The 12,919-nt window shown below is 70.1% G+C and carries 12 protein-coding genes; all 12 read right to left on the bottom strand.

Translation table 11 applies throughout. The features are described from left to right. Positions 1 to 243 precede the first annotated feature (243 nt). Positions 244 to 825 (bottom strand): hypothetical protein, encoded by a 582-nt coding sequence (locus PG878_RS02825; RefSeq protein WP_209032271.1) that lies wholly within the window; start codon positions 823 to 825, stop codon positions 244 to 246. A 229-nt stretch (positions 826 to 1,054) separates the two neighbouring features. Continuing rightward, positions 1,055 to 1,813 carry an HAD family hydrolase gene (locus PG878_RS02820; protein WP_209032272.1) on the bottom strand — a complete coding sequence of 253 codons (759 nt, stop codon included), beginning with the start codon at positions 1,811 to 1,813 and terminating at the stop codon, positions 1,055 to 1,057. Positions 1,814 to 2,015: 202 nt separating this feature from the next. Beyond that, a complete protein-coding gene (locus tag PG878_RS02815; protein WP_048489615.1) occupies positions 2,016 to 2,393 on the bottom strand; it encodes an EF-hand domain-containing protein in 378 nt (125 codons plus the stop codon). A 236-nt stretch (positions 2,394 to 2,629) separates the two neighbouring features. Then, complete coding sequence (locus tag PG878_RS02810; protein WP_209032273.1) at positions 2,630 to 3,019, bottom strand: hypothetical protein; 390 nt, start codon at positions 3,017 to 3,019, stop codon at positions 2,630 to 2,632. Positions 3,020 to 3,098: 79 nt separating this feature from the next. Then, positions 3,099 to 3,296 carry a CPXCG motif-containing cysteine-rich protein gene (locus PG878_RS02805; RefSeq protein WP_010340161.1) on the bottom strand — a complete coding sequence of 66 codons (198 nt, stop codon included), beginning with the start codon at positions 3,294 to 3,296 and terminating at the stop codon, positions 3,099 to 3,101. Between the two features lie 29 nt (positions 3,297 to 3,325). Next, positions 3,326 to 4,015, bottom strand: coding sequence for a M15 family metallopeptidase (locus PG878_RS02800; protein WP_209032274.1), 690 nt, complete (start codon positions 4,013 to 4,015; stop codon positions 3,326 to 3,328). 144 nt (positions 4,016 to 4,159) lie between these two features. Then, positions 4,160 to 4,633, bottom strand: a complete 474-nt coding sequence (locus tag PG878_RS02795; RefSeq protein ID WP_244663744.1) for a lysozyme inhibitor LprI family protein — start codon at positions 4,631 to 4,633, stop codon at positions 4,160 to 4,162. A 216-nt stretch (positions 4,634 to 4,849) separates the two neighbouring features. Beyond that, positions 4,850 to 6,760 carry an XVIPCD domain-containing protein gene (locus PG878_RS02790; protein WP_209032275.1) on the bottom strand — a complete coding sequence of 637 codons (1,911 nt, stop codon included), beginning with the start codon at positions 6,758 to 6,760 and terminating at the stop codon, positions 4,850 to 4,852. A 156-nt stretch (positions 6,761 to 6,916) separates the two neighbouring features. Then, positions 6,917 to 7,702 carry a hypothetical protein gene (locus tag PG878_RS02785; RefSeq protein ID WP_209032276.1) on the bottom strand — a complete coding sequence of 262 codons (786 nt, stop codon included), beginning with the start codon at positions 7,700 to 7,702 and terminating at the stop codon, positions 6,917 to 6,919. 383 nt (positions 7,703 to 8,085) lie between these two features. Continuing rightward, positions 8,086 to 9,009: a hypothetical protein gene (locus PG878_RS02780; RefSeq protein ID WP_209032277.1), complete on the bottom strand. Its 924-nt coding sequence runs from the start codon at positions 9,007 to 9,009 to the stop codon at positions 8,086 to 8,088. Between the two features lie 112 nt (positions 9,010 to 9,121). Then, the gene (locus PG878_RS02775) at positions 9,122 to 9,922 is read right to left on the bottom strand and encodes an N-acetylmuramoyl-L-alanine amidase (RefSeq protein ID WP_209032278.1); all 801 of its coding nucleotides are present in this window, start codon (positions 9,920 to 9,922) and stop codon (positions 9,122 to 9,124) included. An 82-nt stretch (positions 9,923 to 10,004) separates the two neighbouring features. Next, a complete protein-coding gene (locus PG878_RS02770; RefSeq protein WP_311186014.1) occupies positions 10,005 to 12,797 on the bottom strand; it encodes a TonB-dependent receptor plug domain-containing protein in 2,793 nt (930 codons plus the stop codon). Positions 12,798 to 12,919 lie beyond the last annotated feature (122 nt).

Below are 12,919 nucleotides of genomic sequence, written 5' to 3'. Positions count from 1 at the left end.
TTCTCCCGCCGGGAGAAGGTGCCCCGCAGGGGCGGAGGAGGGTCCGGCGCAGCCGCGTGCGCCCAAAGTGCGTGAGGCGCTGCGCGCCCGACCCTCACCCCAACCCCTCTCCCGGGGGGAGAGGGGCTCGTGCGCGCTGAAGTGGATGCAGAACGATGCCTGCATGCCGTACCGGCAACGGCACGTGCGCGCAACGCAATGGGCACCCTGGCGACCACGCTGTGCCGTCGCGCTGCCCCGCGCTTATTTCGTGCGCGTCGACCCTTCCTGGGGCTGCGCCGCGGCGCGGTCGCGGGCGGCGCGGTCGCCCAGTTGCCGGCGCAGCAGCGCGTCCAGTGCGATCGGCCGGTCCCAATGGTCGTAACTGGCGACGATGGCATGGCGCAGCGCGCGATAGGCCAGCGAGCCGGGCGGCGCGTCCAGGCCGCTTGCCACCGCCGCCCAGCCGGCCGCAACGCCGGCCGCCGTGCGTGCGCGCACCACCTCGCGGTAGGACCGTCCCGCCGCCTTGGCCAGGAACGCGGCGACATAGACATCGCGCGGCGGCCAGCGGCGCTCGCGCAGCAGGACCTCGGCATAGCCGTGTGGCATCTGCGCGTAGCGCGCGACCTCGTCGAGGAAGCTGTCGGGGTAGCGCGCGGCGTAGCGATCGATGTCCAGCAACTGGCGATCGATCCAGGCATCGTCGGTGCCGGGCGTCTCGGCGGCCGCAGGCTCGGCGGACGTGGTGGTCGCAGGCGCCGCCGCGACCTGCGCCGCGACCGGGCCGGCGACGCACAGCGCCGCCCAGAAACACACCTTCGCGAAGGACGGAGATAGCCGCATGCGCCGATTCTGCCGGAGCCGACGGGCGCTGTCAGCGCGCGTGAGCAACCGTCCCTGCCGGCAGGAACGCACCGCGGCAGTGGCGGCGCTGCCAGCGGTGTCGGCAAGGCTCGTGTCGACGCTCGCGTTGCGCTCTCAGCGCAGCGACGCGAACGAACGCCTGCGCGCTGCTACGGAACGGAACGGGACCGGGCCGAGCGCGCCGAGGCCACTCCTACCCGGCATACGCTCAGGCATGCGTCAGGCTCGCCGCATGCCGGTTGAGATCCGCCACCGCCTGCGGCCAGTCCGCGGCCGCGGCCACTTCGCGCAGGCGCGGCTCGTCGGCCGACAGCCCGTGCTCGGCCTCGTGCGCCCAGGTGGTGGTGTACGGCGTATGGATGCCCCAGCCGCCGAGCGCGATCACCGGCTCCACGTCCGAGCGCAGCGAGTTGCCGATCATCACGAAGCGCTCGGCGCCGATGCCGAACTCGGACAGCACCCTGGCGTAGGTCTGCGGGTCCTTCTCCGACACCACCTCGATGCGCGGGAACAGGTCGCCCAGGCCGGACTGCGCGATCTTGGCTTCCTGGTGGAACAGGTCGCCCTTGGTGATCAGCACGATCTCGAACTCGGCGGCGATCGCCGCCACCGCCTCGCGCACGCCGGCGATCACCTCCACCGGATGCTGCAGCGTGCTACGGCCGATCTCGACGATGCGCCCGATGTCGCGCGCGGAAATGCGCGCCTCGGTCAGCTCGATCGCCGCCTCGATCATCGACAGGGTCATGCCCTTCACGCCATAGCCGAAGACCTTGAGATTGCGGCGCTCCACCGCCAGCAGATGCTGCAGGGTGCCGGTGTCGTGCAGGTCCAGGTACTGGCCGAGGATGGCTTCGAACGCGGCCTCGGCGTCGCGGTAATAGTCCTCGCTCTTCCACAGGGTGTCGTCGCCGTCGAAACCGACCAGGGCGATGGGAGAGGAGCGCGAAGCGGTGGGCGTGGGCATCGGCCAAGCATAGCAGCGCTACAAAGACGGCCGTAGGACATGCGGCGCCGCATCCCGTACAAACGCACGACGGCGGCCCGTGGGCCGCCGTCGTGTGGATCGCGTTGCGCGCCACTGGCGCGCCCGCGGTGATCGATCCGGTCCCGGCAAGGCGGTACGCGTGCTCATCGCCGCGCGACCGCCGGTGCCGGCACCGCTCCCGTTACTGGCCGCCGTTGCTGTCGCTGCCGGTCGCCGCGCCGCCCTGCTGCTTGGCGACGTAGGCCTTGTACTCGTCCGGGGTCAGCTTGCCGTCGTGATTGGCGTCGGCCTGGGCGAAGATCTGGCTGAGGCCGGCGTTGACCTGCGCCTCCTGCTTGCTGATGGCGCCGTCCTTGTCGGCGTCCACGTCGGCCCAGGTCTGGGCGCCGCCCGAGGCCGCACCGGCCTGTCCGCTCTGGCCGGTGGCGCTGGTGGACGACTGCGTCTGCGCCTGCGCGGCGGCGTCGGCCTGCGCATCCTGGGCGAAGGCCGGCAGGGCCAGCGCGGCGGCGAGAATGGCGGCGGTACCGATCAGCGGGGTGCGGGTGCGGATGTTCATGGGTGGTTTCTCCTTGACGTTCGGTTTGGCTCTCGGTGTGACATGTCCGGTCGATTCCGGAACACGGCGCTACCGTGCCCGCCTCAGACTGAATCCATTCCCTGCCGAAAATCGCCGCAAAACGGATCGTTAACCACGACGCTGCTGCGGCGCGCTACCGCACTGGTTAGGATTCCGTCAGCAAGCAGTAAGGCGTCCATTCGAGACGTTTGGATTGCAGAAAGAAAACGTCTGTTTCAGCGTGTTTCGTGACCGCCGTCGCCGGCGTTTTCGCTTGAACGCGCCCTGAATACGATCCACGCCAGGGCCACGCCGGACAGCGCGCCGGCCACCTCGAGCACCACTCGCGAGCCCAGTTCGTCCGGATCGTGGATGCTGGCCAGGGCGATCCGCGCGTACAGCGGCGACTCCAGGCGCACGATGCTGGTGTAGAACAGGTTCCAGCAGTCGATGCCGGCCGACACCGCCACCGCGATCAGGCACGCGCCGCCCAGTTGCTGGCCCTCGGACCAGCCCAGCCGCCGGCCCAGCCACTGCCACAGCGCGTACACCAGGAAACCGACCGCCAGGGCGATCAGCCCGGCTTCCAGCGAGCCCAGCAGGCCGAAGTGCAGCGGCAGGTTCATCGGGTGTCCTCGGTCGGCAAGGACGCAAGTCTAGAGGCTGCCGCGCATCGGCGTGTGGCGCGCCGCGCCAGCGCGCGGATCAACTGGCGTTTTCGGCGATCGCGCTCACCACCGGCGCGCCGTCCTCGTCCCAACGCACCGTCATCAGCATCGGCTTGCAGCACACCTGGCAGTCCTCCACGTACTGCTGCACGTCCACCGACGGATCCAGGGCGACATCGATCCATTCGCCGCAGTAAGGGCATTGCAGGTCGACGAATTGGTGGGTACCGGTCATGGCGAGTCCGTGGCGATGGGGACGAGACGCTAGCGCACCGGCACGTCGAAGGCGACGCCGGGGCTGGGCTCGGGCTGGAAGGTGTAGTGCCACCACTCCATCGGGTAGTTGACGAAGCCGCGCGCGGCCATCGCCTTCAGCAGTTGCTGACGATGCGCGCGTTGGGTGGCGTCGATGGCCGGGGTGTCGGTGTGTGCGCTCGGGTCGAAGAAGTCGAAGCCGGTGCCCATGTCCAGCGCGCGGCAAGCGCCCTGGCGGCAGTCCAGCAAGCCCAGATCGACGGTGGCGCCGCGGCTGTGGCCGGAGTGCTCAGCGATGTAGTCGCCCAGCAACACGCTTTTTTCCAGCTTGGGGTAGTAGCGCGCCTTGGCGACCTGATCCTGCGGATCGCGCGCCCAGGCGACGAAGGCGCGCACCGATCGCTGCGGCCGATAGCAGTCGAACACCTGCAGGCGGTAGCCCTTGGCCTGCAGGTCGTGTTGCACCTGCGCCAAGGCCTTCGCCGCCGGCGCCAGCAGATAGCACTTGGGCGCGTCGTAGCCCGGCACCGGGCGGCCGGTGAAGTTGTCGTGGCCGGCGTAGCGGATGTCCATCGCGATGTCCGGCGCCAGCGTATGCACATCGACCAGTCCCGCCTGCGCCGGCGTGGTGGCCGGCGACGTGGTCGGTTCGGCGGCGGGCGCGGCAGGCGCGACGACGAGCGCGAGCGCCAGGCTCACTGCGCGCAGCCAACCATGTCGGCGCCCGGGGCGCGAGGAATGGTGGTGGCGCGAGCGGCGGTCATGCGACATGTGCGCAGCATAGGCCATGGCCGTCGCCGCTGTCCTGTCTCGCTGCGCAGCGTGCAATGCGCGATAGGCGGGTCAGTGCGCTTCGAGTTCGTCGGCGCGGCGTGCGGTCGTTTCCAGCCGGCATTCGGCCGCGTCCACGCGCGCGGCCTGGCCGCCGTCCGGATCGGCGACGCACTTGTCGTCGCGCTCGGCGATCCACTTGCGCTGCCGCTCGCGCAACGCGTGCTGCTCGGCCCCGCCCAGCTTGGCCATCGCCGCATTGTAGGCAGTGTTGAGGCGCTGGTCCTGGTAGGCATGCTCGGCGGAAATGCAATCCAGCATCGCCGGGCTCGCGCCGCCGGCGGCGGCGATGCAGGTGTCGTAGGACGGTCGCAGTACGGGGGAATCTCCCGACGCGGTGGGCGCCGGCGGCGCAGTGGCCGGCGTGGCCGCGCCCGCATCGGCGTGGGTGCCGGCACGGGGCGTGGCAGCCGCAGACACAGCGGCAGCGGTGGCCACGTACAACAGCAGCAGGGAAGCGCGTCGGAAAGCCTTGGCGATGGCCATGGTCGGGTTGCGTCCTTGTCGTTTGCGCGAGCGGAAAGGCGAGGTTCTAAGCGATCATTGCGCACGCTGTCCATCGCACGCCGCGATGGTGGGTGATCGCGTTGGGCTGGCGTTGGGCAATGTCGCGTCGGCGCATGCACGGCAGTGGCCGCCGCCATCGCCATGCACGACCACCGCCGCACCGTGCGCGACGGCGGCCGTTGCCGCACACACCGGTCAGCGCGGCGCCTGGGTCTTCTCGCGCTGCGGATCCGGCTGCTGCGGCTGTTCCTGCGCTTGCCGCTGGGTTTCGGCGGCCAGCTGCTGTTGGCTGCGCTCCAGCGGCACCGCCGCGGCCTGCTGCCTGTCCACGTAGGCGCGATTGACGTCGTGCGGATTGTCGGGATTGCGCTGCACGGCGATCAGCCCGCGGCGGTCGCCGCTGGGCACCAGGTCGTCGATGCGCTGCATGCCGCTGACCTTGGCCTCGAACGCGACCTGGCCGGCGGCGCGCTGCATCTCTTCGGCGCTCTTGAAGCCGCCGTTGGGGCCCTGCTTCTGCAGGTGCTCCATGGCCTGCCTGTACAGGGGGTTGTCGGCCAGCGCCGCCGCGTCGGCCTTGGCCGGCGCGGGCTGCTTGGCGATCGCCTCCAGGGTGGCCTTGTCGGCGATGCCGGTCGGCGCCAGGCCCTTCTCGCGCTGCAGGTTGGCGACCACCTGCTGGGTGCGCTCGCCGTAGTAGCCCGTGCCGCTGAGCAGCTTGCCCTGGTCGTCCTTGACGCCCAGTTCGATCAGGCGCTGCTGCATCGCCTTGACGTCGGCGCCCTGCTCGCCCGGCTTCAGCGCCGTGCGCGGCTCCTGCGTGCCCTGGCTCTGCGCCTGGGTCTGCTGGCGGTCCTGCAGCAGGTCGCGGCCCTTGGCCAGCGGATCGGAGGCGAACAGCTTGGCGTTCTGGTGCGTGGCCAGGTAGTCGTCCAGCGGCATGGTGTTGACGCCCTTGCTGCCGGTGGACTGGCTGACCAGCAGTTCGCCGCTCTTGGGATCGCGCACGACCATCATGATGTGGTCGATGCCCTTCCAGTGCTCGTGCGCGGTCTTGCCCGAGTCCACACCAATGACCATGCCTTCCTTCAGCGCGCCGGGCTTGAACACGTCCTTGCCCTCCAGCAGCACGCCGGAGCTGTCGTAGGCCTTCTTGACGATCTCGCCGGAGCCGGTCATGCCCTGCACCAGCATGTCCTTCTGGGTGAACACGTCACGGCCGGCCTTGCGGTTGATCTCGTTCATCGTCGCGTTCTGCAGCTCGGTCACCCAGCCGGAACAGTCGATGTAGCCCTGCGCCAGATGCTTGCCGTCCACGCCGGGGTGGTAGTACTTGCTGCTCTTGACGTTGATCGCGTACTGCACGTCGTCGTGCTTGACGCCCAGGTCGTAGGCGGCGGTCAGCGCGATGCCGTCGTGGCCGCCCTGCTTGCCGCCGGCGTGCGCCGGCGTGCGCGCGGGCGCCGGCGCGGCCTGGCCCTCGGCGAGCGGCTTGATGCCCTTTTCCGGGATCGCGATGTGGTCGTACTTGGCGTCCCAGTACTTCACGAAGGCCTTGGCCATGTCCTGGTCGGACAGCGTCTTGAAGTCGGCCAGCGAGGTGCCGGTGTAGGCCTGGAACTGACGCGCGCCCTGCGCGTCCTTCTCGCCGGGCACGTTGTTGAGGATGTTGGCGCGGGTGCCCTTCAGCTCGAAGTGGCCGGTGGCGATGGCGGCCTGGATCGAGCGGTAGCCGCCGGCACCCTGCTGGTGCGCCATGTACATGTCCAGGCCGTCGGGCTGCGGCTTGCCGGAGAGGTAGGCGCGGCCGTCGCGTTCGTGCTGGCGGGTCAGGCTGTTGCGGTTGTCCTGATACATCCGCGCGGCGGCATCGGTATTGGCCACCGCGTCGAGCTCGCGGCCGCGGATGCCGTAGGCGCTGGCGGCACCGGGGGTGAACTGGAACAGGCCCTTGGCGCTGTTGGGACCGCGGCTGGCCTGTTCGTCGAAGCGGCCGCCGGTTTCGATGTAGGCGAAGCGCATGAAATCGTCGACCGGAATCTGCCGCTGCCTGGCTTCCCGCTCGATGATGTCGAGATTCTCTGCCTTGGTGTAATCGCGTGCCATCTCGTGTAACTCCTTGAGGTTGAGGTACGGCCATCGCGGCCGCCTGGGTCAACCGAGCTCGTCCATGAGCTTGTTAGTGCGCGGTCAACAGAACGATTGCGTACTGCGGAACATCGGGTGCTGCGTCCACCAGCGCGCCGCCGCGCGCCGCTGGGGTCATGCGTCGGGCGCGGGCCGGTACTGGCCGCTGTCCGGGTCGAAGGCGTACTGCAGGACGTCGCTGGCATCGAGCAGGCGTGCGCGGCCGGGACCGGCGATCGCGGTGCCGTGCAGCGCCACGCGCAGCGCCGGCATGCGCTGGCCGGGCACCGTCTGGAATTCCAGGGTGCCGGTGCTGGACACGTGCGGCACCACGCCGTCCGGGTCGCTGGCCGCCTCGTTGTCCTCGCCGGCCGCCACCGTGCCGCAATAGACCCAGCTGCGGTAATCGCCGAGGTCGTGCCGGTTCGGATCGAACACGAACACGGCGAAGCCGGCTTCGGTGATGCCGTTGCCGAAGCGGGTGGTGGGGACGGCCAGCAGCAGCCGGCCGTCGCCCAGCGCATGCTGCTGCGGTGCGCGGCTGCTATCGAACGCATCGGCGCGCGCGTAGGCGCCAAAGCTGCCGACGTAACGCTGCGCGTGCAGCACCATCCACGGCCGCTCGCCGCCGGGTGTGGTCAGCAGGAAGGTGGCGGCGCCGAGCGAGACGCCCTCGCCCGGGTTCGGGAAGGTCTCCGCATCGTCGATGCCGTAGTGGCCCGGCGTGGCGTAGCTGAAACCGGTGTAGTACTGCTTGCCGTCCAGCTCGACATGCTGGCCGCCCCAGAAATTCACCACGGCGCCGTTGTCGATCTCGTAGGACACGGCGCCATCGCCGTCCCAGCCGTAGATCAGGTACAGCACGCTGCCCGCATCGGGTGGCACTTCGGGAGCGGCGGCGCGCTTGTTGTCGTTCGACATGTCCAGAACATCCTGTATTCGGTGAAGAAGCCGAGGGAACCCACCCGCACCGCCTGCCGCGCCCTGCTGCCGCGTGCGCCATGCGCAGACGCGCACGGCACGGACGCGACGCCCCGGCACGGACGATGCTGCCGGCAGGCGCGACTTCGGACGGAACGACGGTGACGTGCACTGCGGCCCCGAGCAGGGGCGGCGATGGCGGTCGCGCATGGCGAACCGCACGCCGGCAATCCACACCGGCATTTTCGGGCGAGTGCAGCATCCCATGCCGCTCGCGAATGACTCGCCTGATCATCAGGCCCCGTGGGGCGCATCTTAAACCAGGTGCCGCGCCCGAAACCACCGCCGCCGCGCGTGCCGCGTCACGTTCCCGTGCCGCCCGTTCAGCGGTCCAGCGGAGGGGTGTACTGCTGCTTGGCGGGGTCGTAGGTGTAGGTGACGGCGTCGGCCGGGCCCAGCGTGCGGACCTTGCCCGGCCCTTCCACCGCCGTACCCTGCAGGGCGATCCGCAGCGACGGCACAGTGCCGCTGCCCGGCGGCACGAAGCTCAGCGTGCCGGTGCTGGTGGCGCACTTCATGGTGCCCTGGTCGTCGCAGGCGGCGCTGTTGTCCTCGCCGGCGGCGACCGTGCCCAGGTACACCCAGCCCTTGTAGTCGCCCAGGTCGTTCTTGTTCGGGTCGAAGGTGAACACCGCGAAGCCGGCACTGGTGATGCCGTCGGCGAAGCGGGTGGTCGGCAGCGCCAGCAACAGGTGGCCGTCCCTGGTCTCCGTGCTCTGCGGCTTGCGCTGCTCGTCCAGGGTGTCGGCCTTGCCGTCGGCACCGAAGTCGCCGGCCCAGCGCTGCGCGTGGAACAGGGTCCAGGCCGGCTTGCCACCGGCGCTGTCGAGCACGTAGGTGGCCTGGCTGATGCTGACGGTCGCTGCCGGGTCGGGCAGGTCCTGATCGCCGCCCTGGTCACCGGGCTTGGCGTACTTGCCGCCGGTGGCATTGGCGAACCCGGTGTAGTACTGCTTGCCGCCGAGGTCGAAGCGGAAGCCGTACCAGAAGCTGGCCACCGCGCCGTTGTCGATGGCATAGGACGCCGAGCCGTCGCCCTTGGCACCGTAGATGTCGGCCAGCACCTGGCCCGGCGCCGGCACCTCGGCGGCGGCCGGCTGCGCCGCCGCGTTCGCGTCGGCGGGCGCTGCGGCCGGCGTGCTCGTCGTTGCCTGGGTCTGCGCCGCGGGCGCATCGGCGGCCTTGTCCTTGCACCCGCCCAACAGCAGGAAGGTGGCCGCCCACAGGGCCGTGGTTCCTCGCCTCATCGCACTGCGTCCTTTGGAGTCCGTTGGCGCGCGATGCTACCAAGAACCGCGGCGGGGCAAGTGACAGGCGTGCATGCCGCCAAGACCGACGCTGGCGCCGCAGCGCGCCGGCTCAGGGTGCGTCCGGCTCCATCGCCGGGACCGGCTGCGGCCGCGCCAGCAGCGGCTGGGTCAGCGCGTAGAGGATGCGCAGGTCTTCTGCGTCGAAGTCAGTGGCGTCGTTGCCGCGGTAGTGGTGGTGGAAGGCGCGCAGGGTCGCGGCGCGGTCGTCGACGGGATAGCCGATCAGCGCCAGCGCTTGCCACGGATCGAAGCCGGGCGGCGCCGGCGGCGTGTCGGCGGCCGGCCAACGGCCGAATCCGGCCTCGGCCAGTCGCTTCCACGGGAACAGCGGGCCCGGATCGACCTTGCGCGAGGGCGCGAAGTCCTCGTGCCCGACCACCTGGGTGCGCGGGATGCGCAGGCGCGTGCACAGGTCCTCGAGCAGCACCAGCAGGCTGGCGATCTGTTCCTGCGCGAACGGGGTCTTGCCGTCGTTGTCCAGTTCGATGCCGATCGAGGCGGAGTTGATGTCGGTAATGCTGCCCCAGCGTCCGGCGCCGCCGTGCCAGGCACGGTCCTGGTCGGCGACCAGTTGGTAGCGCGCGCCGTCGCGGCCGATCAGGTAGTGCGCGCTGACCTTGCCCTTGCTGTTGTGCGAGCGCAGCGTGTCCAGGCTCTGCTGCACCGAGTGCTGGTCGGTGTAGTGGATGACGATCAGGATCGGCCGGCGCGTGTCGTAGTTCGGCGATGGCACCCAGGTGGCCAGTGGATTGCGCTGCGGCGCGTGCGCGCAGGCCCCCAGCAAGGCCAGCGTGGCCAGCAGCAGCAGCCGGCGCACGGCGGACAGGGACGGCACGGGAACGCGGGTCATGGACACTTCCTGGTCGGGGACGCACAAGCGTACGCAATCGGCGCTGCGGTGGCGTGCAGGCATGCAGCCGCCGCGGGTTCGCTCAGAAGCGGTAGTTGAAGTTGACGGACCACTGCCGCCCGATCGCGCTGTACACCCGCGGGAAGTACGGCCAGGTGGTGTAGGTGTCGTCGCGCGGGTGCAGCGTGTCGAACACGTTGAGCACGCTCAGGCCGACGGTGGCCTTGTCGGTGATCTGCTTGGCGAGGTCGACGTTCCATACCAAATACGGCGCCACCCGGCTGCGCTCGGCGTAGTCGGGCCGCGAGCCGTAGCGGTAGCCGTACACGCTGGCCGACCAGTCGCCGCGGCTCCAGTTCGCGCGCCAGTTGCTGCGTGTGCGGAACGCCAGGTAGTCGACGTCGTTCATCACGTCCACCGGGCGCGCGCCGGCGAACTGTGCCACCTCCATCCGCAGCACCCGGGTCAGGCCGGCCTGCAGGCCGAGCGTGCCCCAGGCGCCGAGGTCGAGGTCGTAGCGCAGGCTGGCATCGACGCCGTCGGTGCGCATCAGCGACTGGTTGATCGGGAAGGTCTTGAATGCGGTGATCTGGCCTTCGCTGGTCAGGTCGGTGCCGGGGCTGCGCGTGACCGCGTCCAGGTAGAAGCGGCAGGCCGCCGATGCGGTGTCCACCGCGGCGCCGGCGCGGTCGCGGCCGAGCAGGCAGTTGGCGTTGTTCTCCAGCAGGGTCTCGCTGGAGATGGCTTCGACCCGGCCCTTGAGTTCGATGCGGTAGTAATCGACGCTCAGCGACAGCGCCGGCAGTGCATCCCACACCGCGCCGAACGTGGTCGACTTGCCGGTCTCCTCGCGCAGCAATGGATTGGACGCCTGGGTGGAGAAGGTCTGGTACTCGTGCGCGCTCGCGCAGGCCGCCGACAACGGATCCAGGCCGTCGCGGCGGCACAGGTATTCGTCGACCACGGTGGGATTGTTGGCGCTGGTGCCGGCGTAGATCCACAGCAGGTCCGGCGCGCGGAAGCTGGTGGCGTGGCTGCCGCGCAGCAGCAGGGTGTCGAACGGACGCCACTCCAGGCCGGCCTGCCAGGTCGCCGCGCCATCGACCGCGGTGATGTCGTCGTAGGCGTCGTAGCGCGCGGCCAGGGTGGCGCTGAGCCGGCTGGCGATCGGCACGCGCAGTTCCAGGCCGGCCGCGTAGCGCTTGCGCGGGCCGCCACCCGGGGTCTGGGTGAGGTTGTAGATGCGCTCGCTGCCGGTGTAATCCACGGTGGTGCGCGGATCGGGCTGCAGGTCGTAGGTCTGCCGCGCCGCTTCCAGCACGGCGGCGATCTGCACCATGCCTGCCGGCAGCTCGAACAGGTCGCCGCTGACCACGAACTGGGCCTGGTCGGTGGCCGATTCGCCGCGGCTGACCACCTCGGTGGTGAGCTGCTGGTACAGCGCCGGGCTGCCGGGCGCGAACAGCCGGTCCGGACGCACGCGGCGGATCTCGGTGCCGTCCGGCCGATAGCCCAGCACAGGCCCGAAGTAGTAATCGCGCACCGCGTTGGTGAGGAAGCGCGGGCGTCGGGTGGTGATGTCGTAGCGCGACAGCGACACACTGGCGTCCCAGTCGAAGCGCCCACCGAAGGCCTTGCCGCGCACGCCGGCATTGAGGTTCCAGCTGCGCTCGTCGTAGTCGATGGTCTTGATGCCGCCGACCTCGTCCGGCAGGAAGATGCGCTGCGCGGTGACCAGCCCCAGGTCTGGATCGTAGGCGGTGAACGCGCCTTCGCCGATGTAGTAGTGGGTCTGGCTGGAGCTCTTGTCCTGCGAACGGTTGGCCAGCACTTGCGCGTAGGCGACCACATCGTGGCCGAGCTCGGCATCGCCGGCCAGGTAGGCGGAGGTCTTGCCATAGCCGTTCTGCACCGAGCGCCCGGCGTAGTAATCGAACGCGCCGCAGCGGTTGGGCGCGGGCAGGCTGTCGCTGGTGCGGTACGGACGGAACGCGGGATTGGTCGCGGCGCAGGCCGCGGCCAGCGCCTGCGGCGAGGTCGACAGCGCGCCGGCCTGCGGCCACAGATAGGTGTTGCCGCGGCGCAGGTAGACGCCGGAGATGGACACGTTGGGCGAGCTGGGGTCGGCCTTGTTGGCCGGATGGTCGTCGTAGGAATCCATGAAGTCGCGCTGGCGGGCGACGATGGGTTCGCGGTCCAGCCGCTCGAAGGCGTAGGTGAGACTCCAGCCGTCGCCGCGGCGCCCGCCGCTCCACTGCAGTTGCCCGGTATCGCCGCCACCACGGGTGGTGGTGCCGGCGCGCACGCGCAGGCTGTCGCCCTGGAAATCGCGCTTGGTGATGATGTTGACCACGCCGGCGACCGCGTCGGAGCCGTAGATGGCGGAGGCGCCGCCGCTCATCACTTCGATGCGCTCCACCGCCGCCGCCGGGATGCTGCCCAGGCTGACCGCGGTGCCGTTGGCACCGTAGGGCTGCGGGTAGTCGGCCATGCGCTTGCCGTTGAGCAGGATCAACTGGTAGCCCGGCCCTAGTCCGCGCAGGTTGAGGTACTGGCCGTTGGGCGAACTGCCGGTCTGGTCGCTCTCGTTGAAGGTGCTGCCGCTGAACTGGGTGAGCGTGCCCAGCGATTCCCACACCGTGGCGAAGCCCTGCTTGCGGATGTCCTCGGCGGTGATGACGGTGACCGGCGCCGGGCCTTCGACCTGCGCGCGGGCGATGCGCGAACCGGTGACCAGCACCGCATCGAGATCGCGCGGCGTCGTCGCCTGTTCCTGCGCCGCGGCCGGCAAGGCCGCGGCCAGCGTCGTCAGCGACCCCAGCACCATGTGCACGGGCCGCAAGGGAAAAGGACGACGAACGATTCGCATGGGCATGCGGCTCTCCTGCATGGCGCGGGTGGATGGCGCGAACGCCGCGGGCGCGGCCACCGACGAGCGCCTGTCCCTGGCGTCCACGCACACGGCGATGACGCGTGCACGGCACGCGGCCATCGTGT

Source organism: Xanthomonas hawaiiensis (genome assembly GCF_031834635.1).
Taxonomy (GTDB): domain Bacteria; phylum Pseudomonadota; class Gammaproteobacteria; order Xanthomonadales; family Xanthomonadaceae; genus Xanthomonas_A; species Xanthomonas_A sacchari.
The sequence above is the reverse complement of the archived record's forward strand: the minus strand, read 5'-3'. Positions and strand labels throughout refer to the sequence as shown.

Bases quoted from the DNA above. Each gene is read 5' to 3' on its own strand.
- PG878_RS02785 (WP_209032276.1), bottom strand. From the start codon at position 7,702: ATGTCGAACGACAACAAGCGCGCCGCCGCTCCCGAAGTGCCACCCGAT.
- PG878_RS02770 (WP_311186014.1), bottom strand. From the start codon at position 12,797: ATGCCCATGCGAATCGTTCGTCGTCCTTTTCCCTTGCGGCCCGTGCAC.
- PG878_RS02780 (WP_209032277.1), bottom strand. From the start codon at position 9,009: ATGAGGCGAGGAACCACGGCCCTGTGGGCGGCCACCTTCCTGCTGTTG.
- PG878_RS02795 (WP_244663744.1), bottom strand. From the start codon at position 4,633: ATGGCCATCGCCAAGGCTTTCCGACGCGCTTCCCTGCTGCTGTTGTAC.
- PG878_RS02815 (WP_048489615.1), bottom strand. From the start codon at position 2,393: ATGAACATCCGCACCCGCACCCCGCTGATCGGTACCGCCGCCATTCTC.
- PG878_RS02805 (WP_010340161.1), bottom strand. From the start codon at position 3,296: ATGACCGGTACCCACCAATTCGTCGACCTGCAATGCCCTTACTGCGGC.
- PG878_RS02820 (WP_209032272.1), bottom strand. From the start codon at position 1,813: ATGCCCACGCCCACCGCTTCGCGCTCCTCTCCCATCGCCCTGGTCGGT.
- PG878_RS02790 (WP_209032275.1), bottom strand. From the start codon at position 6,760: ATGGCACGCGATTACACCAAGGCAGAGAATCTCGACATCATCGAGCGG.
- PG878_RS02810 (WP_209032273.1), bottom strand. From the start codon at position 3,019: ATGAACCTGCCGCTGCACTTCGGCCTGCTGGGCTCGCTGGAAGCCGGG.
- PG878_RS02825 (WP_209032271.1), bottom strand. From the start codon at position 825: ATGCGGCTATCTCCGTCCTTCGCGAAGGTGTGTTTCTGGGCGGCGCTG.
- PG878_RS02775 (WP_209032278.1), bottom strand. From the start codon at position 9,922: ATGACCCGCGTTCCCGTGCCGTCCCTGTCCGCCGTGCGCCGGCTGCTG.